This window comes from Christensenella intestinihominis, from assembly GCF_001678845.1.
Taxonomy (GTDB): domain Bacteria; phylum Bacillota; class Clostridia; order Christensenellales; family Christensenellaceae; genus Christensenella; species Christensenella intestinihominis.
Genome location: NZ_MAIQ01000002.1, coordinates 127,482 through 149,408, shown reverse-complemented (window position 1 = coordinate 149,408; position 21,927 = coordinate 127,482). Strand labels below are relative to the sequence as shown.

The following is a 21,927-nucleotide window of genomic DNA, read 5'->3' as shown; positions in this document are numbered from 1 at the left end:
GGAGGCCGCCATGCCAAGCCACACAATATTCAATGAACGACCAGAATCGCAGGAGCGGGCACTACAAGTGCTTGAGAAGCTGGGATATACACGAGTATCGAGAGGCGATGCGGAGCAAAAACGTGGTTCGCGCAAAGCGGTGCTGTTTGAAAGCGAGTTGGAGGCGTTTTTAAGCAAACGCACCTACCCTTATGGTAGCGAAGAGCGTTATTTTTCTGGCGGTTCTATCGCTACAGCTATTCGCGCCATGAATGTGCAGAATGCCGCCGGGCTTTATGCCGCCAACAAAGAAGTGTATGAGATGCTTTGCTCCGGCAAGAGTTTGGAAGAAGCCCTGCCGGACAGCACCAAGCAATCCTTTGACATTGATTATATTGACTTTGAACATCCAGAGAACAACATTTTTCAAGTGACGGATGAATTTGAGGTGGAGCGACCAAACGGGAAGTTTACTCGTCCGGATATTGTTGTGTTGGTAAATGGTATTCCTTTAGTGGTAATTGAGTGCAAAAAATCCAGCGTTGATGTGATGGAGGGAGTAACACAAAACATCCGCAATTGGGGCAATGAATATATTCAACAGTTATTTCAATATAGCCAGCTTGTTATAGCAATGAACCCTGATAAAGTGCTGTATGGCACTTGTGGCACGGCGGCAAAATATTTCGTTTCCTGGCACGAGGATAAGGACAGCAAAGATTGGCAGCAGGATTGGTGTCGCAAATGTTCTCCAGATGGACAAATCAAAGAGCAGGATCGCGCATTGGTTTCCTTGCTCCATCCAGAAAGATTGCTGGATTTGATTCGTAATTTTATCATCTATGATAACAATGCAAAGAAAATTGCACGTTACAAACAATATTTCGCTGTTATGAAATGTATGAATCGCATTTTGCTGCAAGACGATGCAGGAACCCGAAACGGCGTTATATGGCATACCCAAGGTTCGGGTAAAACACTCACTATGATTATGCTTACAAAGATGCTTCTGCGTGAGAGCGCCCGTAAAGGCAGCATGATCCGCAACCCACGCTTCATCATGGTGACAGACCGAATAAATTTAGATAAGCAAATACGAGATAACTTTATCAGCACAAAAATGAGCCCCCACCGCGCCAAAACTGGAAAGGGCTTAATTGAGTTGCTTGACGATGAGGGGAATACGGTTATAACAGCACTCGTAAACAAGTTTGAAGCTGCAATTAAGCAGAACTATAGCAATGGGAGCGATAATTTATTTTTGTTTATCGATGAGGGCCACCGAACACAGTATGGTAAGTTGAACGCCTACATGGGCAGAGTGTTGCCGAACGCTGTGAAGATTGCGTTTACAGGCACACCTCTTCTAAAGAAAGCACGAAACAGTGGCCAAGAGACTATTGAAAGTGCAAAGAACACATACGCCAAGTTTGGGCCGTTGATTGACAGATACAGTTTGCAAGATGCCATTGATGATAAGGTAACCGTCCCTATTGTTTATGAGGGGCGCGTTATCCCTCAGAAAGTCACCAGCGAGCAGATCAATGCCCATCTCAAATACATTACTGTTGGCTTGACTGAAGATGAGCGAAAAGATTTAGAACAAAAATACAGTCGTTTTGTTGCTATTTCTCAAACCCAACAACGATTGAGGATGGTAGCGTTTGACTTGCATGAGCATTTCATTAGTTACGTTAGACCAAAGGGGTTTAAAGCCATGTTGACATGTTCCTCCAGGGCAGCAGCGGTTGAGATGTTTTATCTATTGAAAAACTTGGGCGGGATGAATCCAGCCGTAGTTATTACACCAAACACGCAAAAGGAAGGTGATGACGAGGAAAACACAAAAGAGACTGAGAAAATTATTGCCGACTTCTTCCGAAAAGAGGTAGATCCTCTTTATAAAAACAACTATGAAACTTACGAGGATGCCGTGACTGGGGCTTTTGTAGAAGAAGATGGCGATATTGATCTGTTAATTGTTAAGGACAAATTGCTCACCGGTTTCGATGCACCGATTGCATCGGTTTTGTATGTTGATAAACCGCTGAGAGATCATACGCTGCTTCAGGCAATCGCACGAGTGAACCGTGTTTATGAGAATAAAGATTTTGGGCTGATTGTTGATTACATCGGCATATTCAAAAAGCTCAATTCGGCGTTGGATTTATATAGTGATGACAAGTCTGGCTTGGATGGTTTTGATATTACGGACATAGGAACGGCTATTTCCGCTGTATCGGAACAGCAAACAAAACTTGAAGACTTCCATAAAGCGCTATGGCAAATATTCAATGGTATTGATGAGAATGAGACCAGCGCCAATGTATGGCAGGAACATTTAAGAGATTATGAAACACGAAAGGATTTTTATACAAAACTTAGCGCCTTTGCAAAACTGGTGGATTTCTTATACTCCAGCCATGATTTATTCGAGGCAGTTGGATATAAACAAAGCGAAACGTACAGAAAGGATTATCTGTTTTTTAAGAAGTTGAAAGACAGCGTTTCTTTGCGCTTTAATGACAGCATTGATTTCTCAAAATACGAAGACGGTGTTCGTCAGCTTTTGAATACCTATGTTAATGCTGAAGATGCCAAGATTATTATTGAGCCACTGGATATTCTGAACAAGGACAAGATGGAGGAACAGCTTGCGCGTTTAGGTTCAAAAGAGGCAAAAGCTGAGGCCATACAAACCCGGCAAGTGGAGGTTCTTGAAAGTAGAAGATATGATGATCCGATTCAATATATGACTTTCATGGATCGCATCAATAAAACAATCAGCGATTACATGGCTGAGCGCGACAGTGAAAAATATCTTTCTGAGATGGAGAAGATGGCGGAAGACTATCGAGAAGACCGAAGCACGATGGATTATCCGGAGCTTATAGCCGATGATGGCGCAGCCAAGACGTTTTACGGCTCTATCAACAGCGGGATAAAAAAAGCAATGGGGTCATCCCCGGACAATAGCCTAAGGGAGTCACTGGGACAATTGGCTCTTGAAGTGAAGACGATTGTTGCCAAGAATGCTAAACGCGATTGGCGTGACAATGTGGTTGTACATCGGAACATCAAAAAACATCTGGACGATGCTCTATTTGACTTCATTGAATGCCATAATCTCGGTTGGCCACTGGATGCTATTGATATCATGATCGATGAAATCATGATGGTAGCAAAGAGGGTGTATTAAGCATGGAAATGTATGATGTTCCCTTGTCCAAACTGAATATAACGGTTTCCGTTTTGGTAGAGCGCAAAAAAATGAAGACCTGCCGATTAAAGGTTTTTCCAGATAAAACAATTAAGTTTTCTGTTCCAGAGAACACACCGAAACTCTGGATTGAACAATATCTTACCAGCAAAAAACAGTGGATAAGTACAAAAATACAAAATTTTGAGCAGACCAAAGGATATGCGGCAACTGATGAAATCCGAAGTGGCATTTCCATACGATATTTAGGAGAAGATTTAATTTTTTCTGTCTTTCAGAGCGATAAGCAAGTAGTATATATAGATGGGAAGAATCTTTTAATTGGAGGGGCTGATATCAACAACCAAACAAAATTGTTCGCGCAATTTGACCGGTGGTGGAGGAAAGACTCTTTGAGGATTCTTAATGCACAGGTTAACAAGCTGTTTCCAATCGTTGAAAAGTATAATATCAGAAGGCCGACGGTTCTGCTGAGGAAGATGAAAACATTGTGGGGAAGCTGCAGCCCGCACAGGGGAACTATTACATTTAACCAATATCTCACAAAAGCTAATCCTGCTTGCATTGAATATGTCGTATTGCACGAGTTGGTGCATTTTTTATATCCTAACCACAGCAAGCTTTTTCATGATTTTTTAAGTAATTATATGCCCGATTGGAAGTTTCGAAAAAAAGTACTTGATCAGGATGAAGTGCATGGTTTGTAATTAGTAATAAAAATGCAAGGAATCATTTGGAAACAAAATAGAAAATTTTTGATAAGAAAAATGACTTCTTCTATTGTATAATGGTATGAGGTCAAATATAAATATTTTTCCGATGTTGTAATTGAGTGAGCGGAAAGTGATAAACCCATCTTTTGATTTATCGAATGATGGGTTTTTATGGTTAAGATCAGAGAACACTCGCGATATAGAACAATATTGTAAAGATTTTATTGACTCTTGTATCAAACAACAAAAATGGAGGTAATGAAGAATGGCAAGTATTGTTTCAAGAGGAAATGGAAGATACACGGTAATCTATTATGAGGGCAGCGGTAAATGCAGAAAGCAAATCTGGAAATCCGGCCTGACAATGAACGAAGCGTTAGCCCTAAAAGAAAAGAAGAATTTGGATGCTCAAGAACAAAAAGCAGAAGAACGAGCAAAACGAAAAGGGAAAATTCCTCCATCAAGATTATTGGTGGAGGATTATTTGACTCAGTTTATAAAATCATATGGAAATAAGCATTGGAGCCCTTCGTATTATGCTGGAAATGAATCTTTAATCAATAACTATATCATTCCTTATCTTGGGAACTATAAGCTATCAGATGTGACAACACAGATGATAGATGACTATTATGATTTTCTATTAACTGAATGTAAGCCTGTATTCAGTCCAGGTAATCCGAAAAGGAATAATATCAGCCCCGCTCAAACGAAAAGTATCGGCAAACTATTGAAGACAGCATTTAACCATGCAAAGCGGCGGGGTTTGATTGCTGCAAATCCTGTCTGTAATGCGGATACTCCAACTTATAAATCAGTAGAAAGGCCTGCTTTTTCTCCACAGGAAATTGAGAAAATCCTTGTCTATACGGATCAGCCCGATGACTATGAAAAATATGTTATCCATGCTGCATTGTGTATCCAGTATTATTGCACAACACGGGGAGGGGAGGTTGGTGCGCTCCAATGGAATGATCTTGATATCGATAGTAAGACGCTTCATGTCTCCAAAACGATATCGCGTATTAAAAAAGAGCATCTTAATCTTCCCAAAGTAAATATTTTCTATGCATTCCCCGACCAGACGATTGATGCCACCACTACCATTGTGCTTAAATCGCCGAAAACGCCTGCCACTGACCGGTTTTGTAAAATTAGCGATTTACTTATAGCGAAGTTAGAACGGCTAAAAGTTATGCAACAAGAAATGCTTACAAATATTTTTTGCAATCATTATTATGATAACCAGCTTATTATCTGCCAGCCAAATGGGCGGCCACTCATGCCTGAGCAACTCAATCGAAAATTTAAGAATGTAATACTTGAAATGTGTGATGCTGGCTTTAAGTTTTCCAGTGTCCCTGCAAATTGTCTGGGTGAGATTGTGTTCCATAGTGTGCGGGCAGCAAGCGCTACAAAAAAACTGGCACTTTCCGGTGGGAATATAAAAGCAGTAATGGCTGCTGGGGGCTGGACAGATCCTGAGATGGTTATCCGTTATTCTAAAACTTACGACGAAGATCAGGAGTATATAGTACAGCAAATGGAGAAGGATTATTTAAAAATAACACAACCAAATTCTGATCTTGAAAAAGAAAAAATGCTAAGTTATATTGTTGAAAATCCTGGAGTGATAAACGAAATTTTGAGAACTTTTTGGGATCAAAACGTTAGCAGGGCTTAGAATTCAACAAAAATAGTGTTTCGTTAGCAAAACAACACAAAATTGAAATTCTTTTGAAAACCAGGAGATTGTCAATAAGCTTTGGGTAAAGAGAAAACGAGTATTTGGTTCGATATACAATGCTAATGAGCAAAGGACAATATATCGTTTTAGGATAGAGCAAAGACCAAGTTGGCGGGTGGTTTTATTAGCAAAATTTGGTATTTTTTAGAAAAATCTTAGCGTAAGAAACCATTATTTTGGATGAAAAATGCCAGTCTGTAATGTGAGAATTACAAGCTGGCATTTCTCTCTAAACCCGCACTGTTATGCGGTTTTCATGGCGCCCCGGAGACGATTCGAACGTCCGGCACCTGCCTTAGGAGGGCAGTGCTCTATCCCCTGAGCTACCGGGGCATATTAAACTGGTAAATCCACCTGACTTTCTTAGGAAACGGTCGCTCTATCCTACTGAGCTATAGGTGCATCATGCATATAATTCTAATATAAACGCACATGATTTGCAATTATTTTGTTTGAAAACTTAAAAAAATGTTGACATTGAGGCAGAATCGCTTTATCATAAATACCAGTAAAGCGAAGGAAGCAGAAAAAATGAATAAACCGACTTCTCACAACTTTATCGTAGTCCTTATTAACCTTATTAGCCTCGTCATTATTGGCAGAGCGGATAAGGCTTGTTGCGGTTGTGCCGGAGAGGCACAATAAGGACTAAGAATTAGAAAGTAATTCAAGGGCCTGCGCGATGAGCGCAGGCCCTTTTTGTTACAAGGGAAGAAAAGTCTGAAAGAAAGAGGGAAAGCACAGTGAAATTAACAGGAGCACAAATTATTATGGAGTGTTTGAAAGAGCAGGATGTCGATACCGTATTCGGGTTTCCGGGCGGCACCGTCATCGCGCTTTACAACGCGCTCTATGATTATCCCGAAATCAATCATATCCTGACGTGCCACGAGCAGCACGCGGCCCATGCCGCAGACGGTTATGCGCGGGCGACGGGAAAGCCGGGCGTCGTATTTGCGACCAGCGGCCCGGGGGCGACAAACCTTGTAACGGGGATCGCAACGGCCTACATGGATTCCATTCCCATGGTGGCCATCACCGGAAATGTGGAAAAAAAGAATCTCGGGAAGGACAGTTTCCAGGAGATCGACATCACCGGTGTGACGATCCCGATCACGAAGCACAATGTGATCGTAAAGGAAATATCCGAGTTGGCGGACGCAATTCGCGAGGCTTTCTATATCGCGCAAAGCGGGCGGCCCGGCCCGGTGCTTGTGGACGTTCCCAAAGATATTACGATGATGGAAGGGGATTACGAGCCCGGAAAACCCAAGGAGGTTGCGCATCAAAATGCATTTGGAGAAGACGATATTGCCAAAGCGGTGCGCGCCATCAACGAAAGCAAAAAGCCTTTTATCTTCGCGGGCGGCGGCGTGATTGCGGCCGGGGCGGAAAAAGAACTGCACGAGTTGGCAAAAAAGCTGAACGCCCCCGTGACCATGACGCTGATGGGGCTTGGGGCCTTTCCGGCGGATGACGGGCAATATACCGGCATGATCGGCATGCACGGGACAAAAACGTCGGCGCTGTGCGCCAGTCACTGCGACCTGCTGATTGCGATCGGCGCGCGCTTTTCCGAGCGGGTGACCTCGGACCGGACGAAATTTGCCAGACAGGCCAAGGTGCTGCATATCGATGTGGACCCTGCCGAAATCAATAAAAATATCAATGCGGACTACGAGGTGACGGGCAACGCGAAAGACGTCCTCGCGGCCCTGCTGCCGGGGGTGGAGGAGAAACAGGACGACACATGGATGGAGCAGGTGCGCCATTGGAAGCGCAGCTACCCGCTTGACCGCGCGACACGGAACGCGCGCTTCCCCAAAAAGGTGCTGCAGGCCATGCAGGACGAGGCGCCGGAAGGAACGGTGTTTACCACCGAGGTGGGACAGCACCAAATGTGGTCGGCCCAGTTCCTGCGCATTGACCGTCCCCGCCAGTTTATTTCCTCGGGCGGCCTCGGAACGATGGGCTTTGGCATGGGCGCGGCAATCGGCGCGGCGGTGGGCACGGGCAGGCAGGTCGTGAATATCGCGGGGGACGGCAGCTTCCACATGAACCTGCAGGAGATCGTGACCGCGGTGAAGCACCAATTGCCCGTCATGGTGCTGGTCCTGAACAATAACGTGCTCGGCATGGTGCGCCAGTGGCAGAAGCTGTTTTACGAGGAACGCTATTCCCAGACCACGCTCAACAATCCGACGGATTATGTGAAGCTGGCGGAGGCGTTCGGTGCATACGGGGTGGATATTTCCAAGGAGCGCGATTTGCACGCCGCCTTTAAAAAAGCGTTCGCCCACAAGGGGCCGGTGATCGTGAAGTGCGATATCCACGAGGACGAAAACGTGCTGCCCATGGTGCCGGGCGGAAAACCGCTCGACGATATTATCCTCGATCTGGAAAAATAATTGCACGCGTAATCTCACACGCTATATAATAAAGTAGGAAAGCAGGAACGAAGGAGAGAAACAATGATTAGAAGATACGTATTATCCATACTGGTCAAAAATACATCCGGCGTCCTATCGAAGGTCACGGGACTGTTCTCCCGGCGGGGATACAACATCCGTTCCCTCTCGGTCGGGGAGACGCAGGACCCCAAGATATCCCGTATCACGATCGAGCTCATCGGGGACGAAGCTATTCTGGAACAAATACAGAAACAGCTGGCCAAGCTGGTGGAAGTGCTGAAAATTACGGGCCTGCGGTCAAAAAGCTCGGTGTATAAGGAGCTGGTGCTGGTGAAGGTGAAAGCGGACGCGAAAAAGCGCGCGGGCATCATCGAGCTGTGCGACATCTTCCGCACCAGGATTGTGGATATCTGCGCGGAAACCATGATTATCGAAATGGCGGGTTCGCCCGAAAAGAACGACGCGCTTTTAAAACTCCTCGGTGAATACGGGATTATCGAGCTTTCGCGCACGGGTATTACGGCGCTGCAGCGGGGCTCGGCGTCCATGCATGAGGACTGATTGATGTGAACCATGACGCTCCCCGAGGGCGCCTTAAATATTCTTAATAAATTTGGAGGCAAATCAAATGAAAATGAAAATGTATTATGACAGGGACTGCAATCTTTCGCTCCTGAAGGGCAAAACCGTTGCGATCATCGGGTATGGCAGCCAGGGGCATGCGCATGCGCAGAACCTCAAGGACAGCGGCGTCAACGTGGTCGTCGGCCTGTATGAAGGCAGCCGTTCGTGGAAATCCGCGGAGGAAGCCGGCCTTAAGGTTATGACGTCGGAGGAAGCGGCGAAAGCGGCGGATATTGTGATGATCCTTGTTCCGGATGAAAAGCAGGGCAAGATTTATGAGGGAATCGCCCCGTACATGACGGAAGGTAAATCCCTGGTGTTTGCGCACGGGTTCAATATTCATTTCGGCCAGATTGTCCCGCCGAAGGACGTTGACGTCTGGATGGTTGCCCCGAAGGGCCCCGGCCACACGGTAAGGAGCCAGTTCCAGGAGGGCAAAGGCGTTCCCTGCCTGATTGCCATCCACCAGGATGCGACGGGTAAGGCGCGCGACTTCGCGCTTGCTTATGCGAGCGGCATTGGCGGCGGCCGTGCGGGTATCTTTGAAACAAGCTTCCGTGAAGAGACGGAGACGGACCTCTTTGGCGAGCAGGCGGTGCTGTGCGGCGGCGTCTCCGAGCTGATTAAAGCCGGGTTTGAAACGCTGGTTGAGGCGGGCTATGCGCCGGAAATGGCATATTTTGAATGCTGCCACGAGATGAAGCTGATCGTCGACCTGATTAACGAGGGCGGCCTCTCGCGGATGCGCTATTCCATTTCGGATACGGCGGAATACGGCGACTATGTGACAGGCAAGCGCATCATCACGGAGGATACGCGCAAGGAAATGAAACAGGTTCTTTCGGAAATCCAAGACGGCACATTTGCGCGCGACTGGATGCTCGAAAACGAGGTGAAACGTCCGCACTTTATTGCGATGAGGAATATCGGGAAAGAATCCCAGCTTGAAAAGACGGGCGAAGAGCTGCGGGGAAAGATGAGCTGGCACAAAGAAAAATAAAGGCGCGCACAATGGATACGGCGCAGGCCGGCGCGTGGCGGCGGATCGACTTTCCGCATCACCGGCCTGCATCTGTCCCGCGCATGCCCGGTTTGGGAAAATAAACCATTGTACAGAATATGAGGAACATATGAACAGCGATAACATCAAAAAAGGCGCACAGCGTGCGCCGCACCGGTCCCTGCTGTATGCGCTGGGGCTGACAAAAGAGGAACTCACGCGGCCGTTGATTGCGGTGGTGAATGCGCAAAGCGAAGTGATTCCCGGGCACCTGCACCTTGATACGGTGGCGCGTGCGGTAAAAGACGGCATCCGAATGGCGGGCGGTACTCCCATTGAAGTTCCGGCAATCGGCGTATGCGACGGTATTGCAATGAACCATATGGGCATGCATTACTCCCTGCCTTCGCGTGAGCTGATCGCCGACAGCGTGGAAACCCTGCTCATTGCCCATGCGTTTGACGGAGCCGTGATGGTCCCCAACTGCGACAAGGTCGTGCCCGGCATGCTGATGGCCGCGGCGCGGGTAAATATCCCGGCAATCGTCTGTTCGGGCGGGCCGATGCTTGCAGGGCGGTATGACGGTCAAAAGACAAGCCTGTCCAGCATGTTTGAAGCAGTCGGACAGCATGCGAACGGAACCATGTCGGATGGGGAGCTGGAACAATTCGAGCAAAAAGCATGCCCGGGCTGCGGCAGCTGCTCCGGCATGTATACGGCGAATTCCATGAACTGCCTCTCCGAGGTACTTGGCATGGCGCTTCCGGGCAACGGCACGATTCCGGCAGTAATGGCTGCGCGGACTGCGCTTGGGAAGCATTCGGGCATGCAGGTCATGAAACTGGTCGAGCAGGATTTGCGGCCGCGCGACATCATGAACGAAAAGGCGTTCCGCAACGCGATCACCATGGATATGGCCCTTGGCTGCAGCACAAACAGCATGCTGCACCTGCCCGCAATCGCGCACGAGTGCGGAATTAAAATCGACCTTCACAAGGTGAACGGGATCAGCGAAAAAACGCCGAACCTCTGCCACCTGGCCCCGGCGGGCCGCCACTATATCGAGGAACTCAACGAATGCGGCGGTATTCCCGCGGTCATGGCGGAGATCAATAAGAAAGGGCTGCTCGAAGACAATACGACGGTGGACGGAACCGTTATGGACCGGATCAAAAACGCGAAGCGGACCGGCGACGTAATCCGGACGATAGACAACCCCTATTCGGAAACCGGCGGCATTGCGATTCTGTACGGAAACCTTGCCCTGAACGGATGCGTGGTCAAGCGCGCGGCAGTCGCGCCCGAAATGATGAAGAGCACGTGCACTGCGCGGGTTTTTAACAGCGAGGAGGAAGCCAACGAAGCGATCCTCGGCGGAAAAATTAAAAAGGGCGATGTGGTTGTGATCCGCTACGAAGGGCCGAAGGGCGGACCGGGCATGCGCGAAATGCTTGCCCCAACCTCAAACCTTGCCGGGATGGGCCTAGACAAGGAAGTGGCGCTCATCACGGACGGCCGGTTCTCCGGCGCGTCGCGCGGGGCGGCCATCGGGCACGTATCGCCGGAAGCGGCGGCGGGCGGTCCCATTGCCTATGTGCAGGAGGGCGACGTAATCGAAATCGATATCAACGCATACTCCATCAACCTCAGGGTCGACGAGGCTGAACTCAATAAACGACTTACGGGCTCGCAGCTGATGCCGCCGAAAGTTCAGGCGGGATGGCTTGCGAGATATGCAAGATTAGTAACCAGTGCGGATACGGGTGCCGTACTGGAATAAAAAGGTATGCCTGGAACGGGCAGGATAACAGCAGGCGTTGCATTGCCCGGAGTATGTGCAGGGCGCATTTGTTTTAACAGATAAACGGGGCGATGCAAAGCGGGCCTGACGTTATGATAAGTCGTTTACAGAAAAGGAGTACAAGCTATGAAAACCATTAAAATATTTGATACAACCCTGCGCGACGGAGAGCAGTCTCCCGGATGCAGCATGAATTTGTCTGAAAAAATCGAGGTCGCGAAGCAGCTGGAGCTGCTGAAGGTGGACATCATCGAAGCGGGCTTTGCGGTATCGTCGCCCGGGGACTTCAAGAGTGTGGAGACCGTTGCCAAGACCATCAAGGATTGCAGCGTCGCCTCCCTCTCCCGCGCGGTCAAAAAAGACATTGACGCCTCCTATGAGGCCTTGAAGGAGGCCGCCGCGCCGCGTATCCACATTTTTTTGGCAACCTCGCCGCTGCACATGCAGTATAAGCTGAAAATGACGGAAGAACAGGTGCTCGAGCATATAAAGGAATCCGTCAGCTATGCGCGGACCTTGGTTCCGGATGTGGAATTTTCCGCGGAAGACGCCTCGAGAAGCGATATGGAGTTTTTGGCGAAGGCCGTAAAAACAGCGATCGACGCGGGCGCAAAAACTATCAACCTGCCCGATACGGTCGGCTATGTGCTGCCGCAGGAAATGTATGACATGATTACGTACATGAAACAGAATGTCGAGGGGGTGGACGGGATCGACCTGGCGGTGCACTGCCATAACGACCTCGGAATGGCGGTTGCGAATTCGCTGGCGTCGGTGGGCGCCGGCGCGACGCAGGTGGAATGCACGGTGAACGGCATCGGCGAGCGCGCGGGCAACGCATCGCTGGAGGAGATCGTTATGGCGATCCATACGCGCAGGGCGCTGTTTGACGCGGACACCAACATCAACACCAAACAGCTGTACCGTACCTCGCGGCTGCTCTCTAAAATTATCGGCGTTTCAATCCCGCCAAACAAGGCCATCGTAGGGGCGAACGCGTTTGCGCACGAAAGCGGCATCCACCAGCACGGCGTGCTGGCAAAGCGGGAAACCTATGAAATTATGACGCCTGAATCGGTCGGCCTCACGACAAACAAAATGGTTCTGGGAAAGCATTCCGGCCGCCATGCGTTCGATGATTTCCTGAAAGAGCTGGGTTACAACCTGACAAAAGAGGAGCTCGATACGGCGTTTGCGCAGTTTAAAGACCTGTGCGACAAGAAAAAGGAAGTTACGGAATATGACGTGGAAGCCCTGGTCGCCCAGAAGGCTGCCAAGGTTGTGGAGCATTTCCGGCTGAAACAGTTTGTTGTAAACAGCGGCAATACCATCCAGGCAACGGCGAATGTGACGCTCGAAGATATGAGCGGCGCGGCGCAGGAGCAGGTGGCGCTCGGCGACGGCCCGATTGACGCGGCCTACCAGGCGATTGAAAAAATTGTGCAGATGCCGTTGAAGCTGGATAACTACAAGATCAACGCGGTATCGCACGGCGAGGACGCGCTCGGCGAGGTTGTGGTCAAGGTGTCGTCGGGAAACAGGACGGTCACGGGCCGCGGCCTCTCGACCGACATTATCGAAGCGTCGATGCTGGCGTATATCAACGCGGTAAACAAACTCTTAGGGGCCTGATTGCACACAATATGGCGCATTTCTGCGTTAAACGCTCGACTCCCCTTGTGCGGCGTATGTCAAAATACGCCTCCGCGGGTCGCTCGGTTTGCCTTGAACTGCATCCATCTTGTGCACAATCAGCAGATGCTTCCATTATGCGAATAAGCTGAAAAGGGAAATGTTTATGAGTAAAAAAATTTACACCTTCGATTCCACGCTGCGCGACGGCATGCAGGGGGAAGGCATCGCCTTCTCCGTGGAGGATAAGCTCAACATTGTCCGGGCCCTCGACGCCCTTGGAATCGACTTTATCGAGGCGGGGAACCCCGCTTCCAACCCGAAGGACCTGGAATTTTTCCGCCGCCTGCAAGGAGAATCGCAGCAGCACGCGAGGTTGTGTGCGTTCGGCAGTACCCGGCGCAAAGACATCCTGCCCGAGGAGGATTCCAATGTAAAAAGCCTGATGGAAGCGGGAACGCCTGCGGTTTCGATCTTTGGAAAATGCTGGGATTTGCACGTCCTCAAGGTAATCAATACCACGCCCGGGGAAAACCTCGCGATGATCGGGAGCACAATTGCCTATATGAAGCAAAGCGGCAAGTATGTGATATTCGATGCGGAGCATTTTTTCGACGGCTACCGGGCGAACCCCGGCTATGCGATGGAAGCGCTCCGCGCGGCGGCGAACGGCGGCGCGGACGTCCTTTGCCTGTGCGATACCAACGGCGGGACCTATCCGACGGATATTTACGAAATAACGGGCCGGGTGGTGAAAGAGTTCCCGGACGTGGAGGTGGGCATCCACTGCCACAATGATACGGGAATGGCGGTTGCGCAGACGATGTTCGCGGTGGACGCGGGCGCAACGCAGGTCCAGGGAACGTTCATTGGCTATGGGGAGCGGTGCGGGAACGCAAATCTTTCCACTATCATCCCGGATTTGGAGCTGAAGCGCGGATATGACGTGCTGGGCAAGGAAAACCTGAAGAACCTTACGGAAACCGCCCGGCGAATCGCGGATATTTCAAATATCTGGCTGCCGTCTTCGAGTCCTTATGTCGGGGCGAGCGCGTTTGCGCACAAGGGCGGCATGCATATCGACGGCGTGAAAAAAATCCGCGAGAGCTTTGAGCATGTTGATCCGCAAAAGGTGGGCAACAGCCGCCGGTTCCTGATGAGCGAGGTTTCGGGCAAGGCGACCCTGATTAAGAAAATACAACGGGTTGAACCGTCGGTGACGGTAAAAGACCCTGTGGTGGGCCAGCTTGTGGATAAACTCAAGCAGCTTGAATTCGAGGGCTATCAATTCGAGGCGGCGGAACAGAGCTTTGAACTGGTGATCCGCCGGCTGCTTGGCAAGTACAAAAAGTATTTTGAACTCGAGTATTTTAAAATCATCGGCGAACAGCCTTTAAAGGAGCAGGAATATCCGTCCTCCGCGATCATTAAGGTGAAGGTGGGCGACGAATCCCGCATTACCGGCGCAGAGGGCGACGGCCCGGTGCACGCGCTGGACCTTGCGCTGCGGAACGCGCTCAAGGGCTTTTATCCGGCGCTTGAAACCATGCGCCTCGCGGACTATAAGGTGCGCGTCCTCGAGAGCTCGGCCACCACGGCTGCCAAGGTGCGCGTCCTCATTGAATCGACGGACGGGAAGCATACGTGGAACACGGTGGGCGTATCGACGGATATTATCGAGGCGAGCTTCCTCGCGCTCACGGATTCGATCGAGTATAAGCTGACGCTTGATGAAAGCAAATAAATTTATGATAATTTTTAAAGGAGATATGTATTTATGGGCATGACAATGACGCAAAAAATACTGGCGGCGCATGCGGGCCTCCCGAGTGTGGTGACAGGACAGCTCATTTCCGTGAACCTTGACATGGTTCTTGGAAACGACATCACGTCGCCGGTTGCCGTCCGGGAATTTAACAAAACCGGAAAAGAGGTTTTTGACAGGAACAAAATTGCTCTTGTGATGGACCACTTTACGCCGAACAAGGACATCAAGGCAGCGGAGCAGTGCAAGCTGGTGCGTGAATTTGCGCAAAAGCACGGCATTGTAAACTTTTTCGACGTAGGCCAAATGGGAATCGAGCACGCGCTGCTGCCTGAGAAGGGGCTCGTGGTCGCGGGCGACGCGGTGATCGGCGCGGATTCGCACACATGCACCTACGGCGCGCTGGGCGCGTTTTCCACGGGTGTGGGCTCGACGGATATGGCCGCGGCCATGGCGACGGGCAAGGTGTGGCTGAAGGTGCCGGGCTCCATTCGTTTCAACCTGCGGGGCGAGCTCCGCAAATATGTCAGCGGGAAGGACGTAATCCTGCACATTATCGGTATGATCGGCGTTTCGGGCGCGCTTTACCAGTCCATGGAATTTGGCGGCGAAGGCCTCGCGTCCCTCACGATGGACGACCGCCTGTGTATTGCCAACATGGCCATTGAAGCGGGCGGCAAAAATGGCATTTTCGAGGTGGACGACCAGACGGTTGAATATATCCGCGCGCATTCAGACCGTGAATTCAAGGTATATGCTCCCGATCCGGATGCGGCGTATGAACGCGTGATCGACATCGACCTTTCGGAAATCAAATCCACGGTTTCCTTCCCGCACCTGCCTGAAAACACCAAAACCATCGACGAGGTGGGCGACGTAAAAATCGACCAGGTAGTGATCGGTTCGTGCACGAACGGCAGGATCAGCGACCTGCGGGCGGCGGCGGAAATCATGGTGGGCCGCAAGGTGGCGCCGAACGTCCGTACAATTATCTTTCCGGCGACGCAGTCAATCTATTTGCAGGCAATGGAGGAAGGCCTCCTGAAAATCTTTGTGGAAGCGGGCTGCGCGGTGTCGACTCCTACGTGCGGGCCCTGCCTCGGCGGGCACTGCGGCATCCTTGCGGAGGGCGAGCGTGCCGTGGCGACGACAAACAGGAACTTTGTGGGCCGGATGGGGCACGTGAAATCGGAAGTGTACCTGGCAAGCCCGGAAGTGGCGGCGGCAAGCGCGATTGCAGGGAAAATCGCTTCGCCTATGGATATCTGAGGAGGAAATACGAATGAAAGCAAAAGGCAGAGTTTTTAAATATAGGGACAACATCGATACGGATGTCATCATCCCGGCGCGTTACCTCAATACATCGGATTCAAAGGAGCTTGCGGCCCACTGCATGGAAGATATTGACACCGAATTTGTGAAGAACGTAAAAAAAGGCGATATTATGGTGGGCGTAAAGAATTTTGGATGCGGGTCCTCGCGAGAGCACGCGCCCATTGCCATCAAGGAATCGGGCATCAGCTGTGTGATCGCGGCGAGCTTTGCGCGCATCTTCTACCGCAACGCCATCAATATCGGCCTGCCGATCCTCGAATGTGCGGAAGCGGCGGAGGCCATCGCGGACGGCGACGAAGTGGAAGTGGACTTTTCCACAGGCGATATCAAAGACCTTACCACGGGCAAAAGCTTTCAGGCACAGCCTTTTCCGGAATTCATACAGGACATCATTGCGTCGGGCGGCCTCATCGAGGCGGTGAAACAGAATAAGCTGTAAACGCGAACCCAGGATGCGTACGCGGAAGAAATTTTATTTAGTGTATGTACACGATTGTTAAAAAGCAGAAAAAAAGACTGGCGGGAATTTCCCGGTCAGTCTTTTTTTCTCAGCGTATCCTCTGCAAAACGCAGGCATTCGTCATAATGGGCGATCTTTTTATCCAGGCGTTTAAGGGTTTGCTGCATTTCTTCCATACGGGCGGCAAGCTGTTCACGCTGTTCCAGCAAAATCTGTTTTCGGGCCGCCTGCGTATCGTCCCCCTGCTGGAACAGGGCCACATACTCGATCAGCGCTTCTACCTGTATGCCCGCGCCGCGCATACACTTGATAAACTCAACCCACCCGCAGTCGGTCCCGGAATAATCGCGTATTCCATTCTCTTTGCGGCGCACGCTGGGGATGAGCCCAATGCGCTCATAATAACGCAGCGTATCCGCCGAAAGTCCATATTTTTTACTTACTTCCGCAATCGTCATAACACTCCGCCTCCTGACAGCGTTATTGTAACACCTGGAGTCCACTCCAAGTCAAGGATTTTTATACGGGAAATTACAAGCCTTTTATCCAAAGCAGGAACCGTTTGCCGCGCGAAAGCCGGGCCGCAACCCTGGTCCGCTCCGCCGCCGCTTCATTGCGCAGGAACGCGAGTTCCTCTGCGGTGACGCCATTCCGGCTGAATTTTGCCCTGCGCGCAATTGCCTCCGCCTCCGGGGAAAATTCCCCGCCAAACGCGCGGAGGTCGCTTAAATATGTGTAAATCCCGAGTGCGGCCCGATTGGGGTCGGGGTCGTCCATGAGGCGGCTGCGCTTCTTTTTCCCTGCCTGCCTGCAAATGAACGGAATACCGATCAGGATAGCCGCAGCCGCCAGGATGGCGATCAGCACCGCATAGCCCGTCCCTGCCGCCTGCCGCGCCCCGCCGGGGCCGCCCGGGCTTTGCGGAGTGGGCGCGGGAGTGGGCGTTTCGGCCGGTTCGCTTGGCGGAGGCGTGACTGCCGCGGATGGAGACGGGGCGGCGTCCTGCGCCGACGATGGAGCGGCGACCGCGCTGGCGGCCGTCCCGCCCGGCGTCGACTCGACCGGAATCCAGCCGATTCCCGGCATCCAGATTTCTGTCCACGAGTGGGCCTGGTTCGCCGATACGGACGCCCAGCCGTCGGCCCCGAAGGAGTCTTTGCCGACTACATAGCCTTCCACATAGCGGGCGGGAATCCCGAGCGCGCGCAGCATGGCGGTAGCGGCGCTCGCGTAGTGGATGCAGTATCCCTGTTTTCCCTCGGTGAGGAAATATTCCACGAAATCACGGTTTAAGGGCTGGGGTCCCGGGTTTGTCGTATAGGCCCCGGCGCTTGAAATTTCCTTTGCCACCAGCTTTGCCGCCGTTTCCCAGTAATGGGGGGGAATATCCCCGGAGGCCTCGTAAAACGGCTGTAGTTCGGCGGATAAGCCTTCCCCGCTGTAGAGGCCGTTCCACCAGCTGAGAAGGGTTTCCCGCAGGCCGTCCGGAAGCTGGGTATATTCATTTTGGATATAGGAAAAATATGCGTCGTCAGGGTTTTCCTGCGGCTGCAAAACGCCGTCCGGGGGTATGCCGCCCATAAAGAAAACATCCGTAAGGAGCGTTTGCGCCTCTTCCATCGTGGCGGGGGGGATGTCGTCTTCCTCCGGATAGAGGATGCCGCCGACGGAAAACACTTCATATTGGAAGGTATGGCCGTTAAGCTCCATGCTGCCCCGGTATTGGGGCAGGTTCATGCTGAGCTGCCACAGGTTGTTGGCGTTGTCGGCGGAAATAAACGCATCGCCGCCGTAGGTGTTGTAGGTTTCAAAGGTATAGGAGGCCTGCCCGTCCGCGGCGAGGTATGCGTCGCCGTACCACGACGGCGCCGGATCGGCGGACGTAATATCCACGAGCAGGTAAGGCGTGAACAGGAAATTGGAATCGGTGCGGTCGGGCTCGACGGTAACGGTGGTGGTCGCGCTGCCAGGGGAAAGGAGGTTTTCCGTTCCCAGGTATTGCAGCGGTTCGATCCCCGCGCCCGATTCTGCGAAGGCGGATTCGTCCGGCTGGAGCCATTCGTGGCCGGTGTAGACGGAGGCGGAATATCCGCGCAGGTAGAGGCTTGCGGGTTGGTCGCAGTGCACACGCATGATTTCCCGGTCGGCAAACTGCACGCTGCCCGCCGTATCGAGGCTGACCGTTCCGTCGGAGCTCGAAAGCGGAGTGCCGCTTGGGAATCCGCGCAGGCCGCGGATTGAATAGCCGAAATCCATCGCCGCGTTGGTGATATCGAGGCGCAGGTTGACCGCTTCCGTTGAAGCAACGTAATTTTCCTGCGGGAACACGGCGAACAGGGTGCAGAATACCCCGGCCGCGAGCGCAATACATAACAGGGAGAATCCCGGTTTCACATCCTTGCTTTCGCGCAGCACCCGCGATTGGAGGATCATGGCGATCCAAAATACAAACAGCAGGGCGAGGGGAACGCCCGCCGGGCGGGAGAGGCCCCCATAGGAAAGCGCGAAGAGGGGAACCGTTAAAAGAAGCGAAAGCAACGCGCTCTTGCGGAGCACCACGGCCCATGCCAGAACGCCCGTATAGGGAAAAACGCAGTATACGCAGAAGTCCGCACAGGCTTGCAAGCTTTCCGGCGAGGAATCCGGCAGCGCGGCAAATTCAAGGTGTGTGATTTGCGACAGGTAGGGGGCGATATACCCGGAGGCGATTTGGACCCCGTAGGAGAAATATTCGCGCGAAAAAATCCCGGCCAGCAGCCATACGCCAAGGATACCGAGCAGCACAAAGGTCCTTGTCCGGCCGTTGAAAAGCAACAAAACAGCGGAAAACAGGGCGGCAAAAACAGCGCCCATAAACAGGATATACCCAAAATCCGGGAATTCGGATTGCCCGAAAAAGATGGCAAGGATGGAAATGAGGCCCAGGAAAAGCAAAACAACCAGTACCGCCGCATTACCCCGCCCGCTGTAAAGCCGCCGTTTCATGAGACCACCTCCCCGCGTATGCCGTCCTCGTACAGGAAAACCGCTTCCGGGCAGGCCAGGAGGAACGGCTCCGCTGTGTCGTGGAAATCAGGAATTGCCTCACCGCGCTCGGCGGGCGGCTGTGAAAGCGCATTCCAAAGAATCCCTTTCAGGGTTTCCGTATCCGGGGATACATAACGCCGCGCCCGGCCGTTTTCCATCCACAAGACTGCAAAAGGGCCGTGCCCGGAAAAGAAACGGGACACGCCCAGGAAGCGGCCCAGCGCTGGCGCAAGCTTTTCCGGGATTCCGGACCAGAGAATCGCGACGGTTCGCACCGAATCCGCAAAAAAATCATATTCCCGGACAATGGGGCGGCCCGTACGGGCGGAAAGCTTCCAGTGAACGTCGCGCAGGGAATCCCCCGGACGGTAATCGCGAAGGTCGCGCAGCTCGCGTTCCCCCGCAAGGCCTGCGGCGCATTGGCACTGTGCAGGCGAGGCGGAAGGATCATGCAAATCCAGCCCTTCCCCGGAAAATGGAATTTCCTTTGGCAGGGAAAGGACCTCGAGCGGGGCGGGCTTTTTGAGCGGAAGAAAGAACAGCCCCAAAAGGTCCAGCATATGCGCGCCCCTGACGCTGCAGCGGATTACCCCGCACATACCGATTTCGTAAGAAAAGTCGGCCGCTCCTTCCTGCAGGTGTTCGCGCGCGGCAAAGATTTCTTCATATGTTTTTTCCTGTGTAAACAGGTTCTCAAAGCACAGCCGCAGACGCACCGTGGTATACGGCAGGGAGGGCGTGATTTGCCAGGACACGGAAAAACCGCCGGGATGCGGAACCTCCGCCCGTATCTGCACGCGCAAACCCCGGCGCATGAGCAAGGTGGCCGCAATGCTTAAAACGGGAAGGGAAATGGCTACGGCAAGTAAAATCCATGACAGGTAGCCGGTATGGAAAATATAGTAGAAAAAGGCCGCCGCACAAAACAGAAGGTAAAGCAGCCTGCGGAAAAATATCATTTTACCCTCAGCTTTGGCGCTTCAATTGAGTTCAAGATATCGGCAAGCACGGATTCCGGGGAGACCCCGTCGCGTTTTGCCTGTGCCGTCAGGATCAGCCGGTGCGCAATACAGTCGACATAAATACTTTGCACATCCTCGGGGATGACAAAATCCCGCCCGGCGACGTATGCGGACGCCTGCGCGAGGGCGGTAAGCGCGACGCTGCCGCGCGGGCTGGCGCCCTGGGCGATGGCCTCATGGGAGCGTGTGGCGCGCACAAGCCGCAGGATATACCGGTAAATTGCTTTTGCAACATAAATTTCCGCCACCTGCCTGCGCATTTCAAGCAGCCCTGCCGCATTGGTGATGCGGACGATCGGCTCTGTCTTATCCTCGCCGTGTTTCCTCAGCAGCATTTCCAATTCGGCCTGTTCATCCGGATAGCCAAGGGAAAGGCGCGTCATAAAACGGTCGGTCTGGGACTCCGGGAGAAGCTGTGTGCCCGAGGAACCCGAGGGGTTTTGCGTGGCGATGACCATAAAGGGCTGGGGCAGCGCATGCGTCACGCCGTCTACCGTAACAGCGTTTTCCTCCATGGCCTCCAAAAGGGCCGATTGGGTGCGCGTGGACGCGCGGTTGATTTCATCGGCGAGGAGGAGATTGCACATCACAGCCCCCGGCCTGTATTCCATGGCGTGGGCGTCGCGGCCCAGCATCGTAAAGCCCGTCACATCCGTGGGCATTACGTCCGGGGTGAACTGGATACGGTTGCAGGAGAGCTTCAGCACCTTTGAAAAAGCCAGGGCAAGCGTGGTCTTTCCCACGCCCGGAAGGTCCTCCAGCAGGACGTGCCCGCCCGCAAGCAGCGTAAAAAATATTTTGCGGATGGCGCTGTCGTTTCCCACGAAGGATTTGCCGACCTCCCCGACAATCAGGTCGCTGATTTCCATATGATTCAGCCTTGTATCTGTTTCTGGCATAAAATGTGCCTCCAGTTCAATAATAGGTATAAGCGCCGCTTGGATTTGTAAAAAACGTACTCCCGCAAGTTGCCGGATAAAGCGATGTTACTGTTATTAAACACCTATGCGCCCTCCGGGTCAAGTGGTGTCGGGATTTGTTACATTTTCTTTACAAAACCTGGGGCGGCTTTTCCGGCGCATCCCGGATAAACCAAGCTTATCACATGGAGTGGACTCCAGGTCAAGCGTTTTCCCGAATAATAACGGCGCAGGCGGGGGCGAAGCGGAAAATTTTGGGGAGAAAGGCCTG

At 52.1% G+C, this 21,927-nt stretch carries 14 protein-coding genes, 1 tRNA gene and 1 pseudogene; 11 read left to right on the top strand and 5 right to left on the bottom strand.

From position 1 onward, the window contains the following. Positions 1 to 10: 10 nt before the first annotated feature. From BBD38_RS03385 to BBD38_RS03375, 3 genes are all read left to right on the top strand, one after another. Positions 11 to 3,178 (top strand): type I restriction endonuclease subunit R, encoded by a 3,168-nt coding sequence (locus BBD38_RS03385; RefSeq protein WP_066684533.1) that lies wholly within the window; start codon positions 11 to 13, stop codon positions 3,176 to 3,178. Positions 3,179 to 3,180: 2 nt separating this feature from the next. After that, positions 3,181 to 3,906 (top strand): M48 family metallopeptidase, encoded by a 726-nt coding sequence (locus tag BBD38_RS03380; protein WP_066684532.1) that lies wholly within the window; start codon positions 3,181 to 3,183, stop codon positions 3,904 to 3,906. Positions 3,907 to 4,177: 271 nt separating this feature from the next. Beyond that, on the top strand, positions 4,178 to 5,596 hold the full coding sequence (locus BBD38_RS03375) for a tyrosine-type recombinase/integrase (RefSeq protein WP_066684531.1): 1,419 nt from the start codon (positions 4,178 to 4,180) through the stop codon (positions 5,594 to 5,596). A 320-nt stretch (positions 5,597 to 5,916) separates the two neighbouring features. Here BBD38_RS03375 and BBD38_RS03370 read toward each other — a convergent pair. Next, positions 5,917 to 5,992 (bottom strand) — tRNA-Arg (locus BBD38_RS03370). A 410-nt stretch (positions 5,993 to 6,402) separates the two neighbouring features. Here BBD38_RS03370 and ilvB point away from each other — a divergent pair. The 8 genes and pseudogenes from ilvB (at position 6,403) to leuD (ending at position 16,666) form a co-directional block, all read left to right on the top strand. Next, entirely contained in the window at positions 6,403 to 8,067 is a 1,665-nt protein-coding gene (gene ilvB, locus BBD38_RS03365; protein ID WP_066684529.1) for a biosynthetic-type acetolactate synthase large subunit, read from the top strand. Positions 8,068 to 8,133: 66 nt separating this feature from the next. Next, entirely contained in the window at positions 8,134 to 8,631 is a 498-nt protein-coding gene (gene ilvN, locus BBD38_RS03360) for an acetolactate synthase small subunit (RefSeq protein WP_066685379.1), read from the top strand. Between the two features lie 73 nt (positions 8,632 to 8,704). Then, positions 8,705 to 9,694, top strand: coding sequence for a ketol-acid reductoisomerase (ilvC, locus tag BBD38_RS03355; protein ID WP_066685377.1), 990 nt, complete (start codon positions 8,705 to 8,707; stop codon positions 9,692 to 9,694). Between the two features lie 130 nt (positions 9,695 to 9,824). Continuing rightward, a complete protein-coding gene (ilvD, locus tag BBD38_RS03350) occupies positions 9,825 to 11,474 on the top strand; it encodes a dihydroxy-acid dehydratase (protein WP_066684527.1) in 1,650 nt (549 codons plus the stop codon). Between the two features lie 138 nt (positions 11,475 to 11,612). Further along, positions 11,613 to 13,127: pseudogene (locus BBD38_RS03345) on the top strand (2-isopropylmalate synthase); the annotation flags it as partial. A 166-nt stretch (positions 13,128 to 13,293) separates the two neighbouring features. Next, positions 13,294 to 14,871 (top strand): citramalate synthase, encoded by a 1,578-nt coding sequence (cimA, locus tag BBD38_RS03340; protein ID WP_066684521.1) that lies wholly within the window; start codon positions 13,294 to 13,296, stop codon positions 14,869 to 14,871. Between the two features lie 33 nt (positions 14,872 to 14,904). Continuing rightward, entirely contained in the window at positions 14,905 to 16,161 is a 1,257-nt protein-coding gene (gene leuC, locus BBD38_RS03335) for a 3-isopropylmalate dehydratase large subunit (protein WP_066684519.1), read from the top strand. Positions 16,162 to 16,174: 13 nt separating this feature from the next. Continuing rightward, entirely contained in the window at positions 16,175 to 16,666 is a 492-nt protein-coding gene (gene leuD / locus BBD38_RS03330) for a 3-isopropylmalate dehydratase small subunit (RefSeq protein ID WP_066684517.1), read from the top strand. Positions 16,667 to 16,761: 95 nt separating this feature from the next. Here leuD and BBD38_RS03325 read toward each other — a convergent pair whose 3' ends face one another. The 4 genes from BBD38_RS03325 to BBD38_RS03310 all read right to left on the bottom strand — a co-directional run bounded on the left by BBD38_RS03325 (position 16,762) and on the right by BBD38_RS03310 (position 21,635). Next, on the bottom strand, positions 16,762 to 17,145 hold the full coding sequence (locus BBD38_RS03325) for a MerR family transcriptional regulator (protein WP_066684514.1): 384 nt from the start codon (positions 17,143 to 17,145) through the stop codon (positions 16,762 to 16,764). 73 nt (positions 17,146 to 17,218) lie between these two features. After that, entirely contained in the window at positions 17,219 to 19,672 is a 2,454-nt protein-coding gene (locus BBD38_RS03320) for a DUF3488 and transglutaminase-like domain-containing protein (RefSeq protein ID WP_066684511.1), read from the bottom strand. Continuing rightward, complete coding sequence (locus BBD38_RS03315; protein ID WP_066684508.1) at positions 19,669 to 20,673, bottom strand: DUF58 domain-containing protein; 1,005 nt, start codon at positions 20,671 to 20,673, stop codon at positions 19,669 to 19,671. The genes BBD38_RS03320 and BBD38_RS03315 overlap by 4 nt, the downstream gene beginning before the upstream one ends. Beyond that, positions 20,670 to 21,635 carry an AAA family ATPase gene (locus BBD38_RS03310; protein WP_235829087.1) on the bottom strand — a complete coding sequence of 322 codons (966 nt, stop codon included), beginning with the start codon at positions 21,633 to 21,635 and terminating at the stop codon, positions 20,670 to 20,672. Before BBD38_RS03310 ends, BBD38_RS03315 begins: the two co-directional genes overlap by 4 nt. Positions 21,636 to 21,927 lie beyond the last annotated feature (292 nt).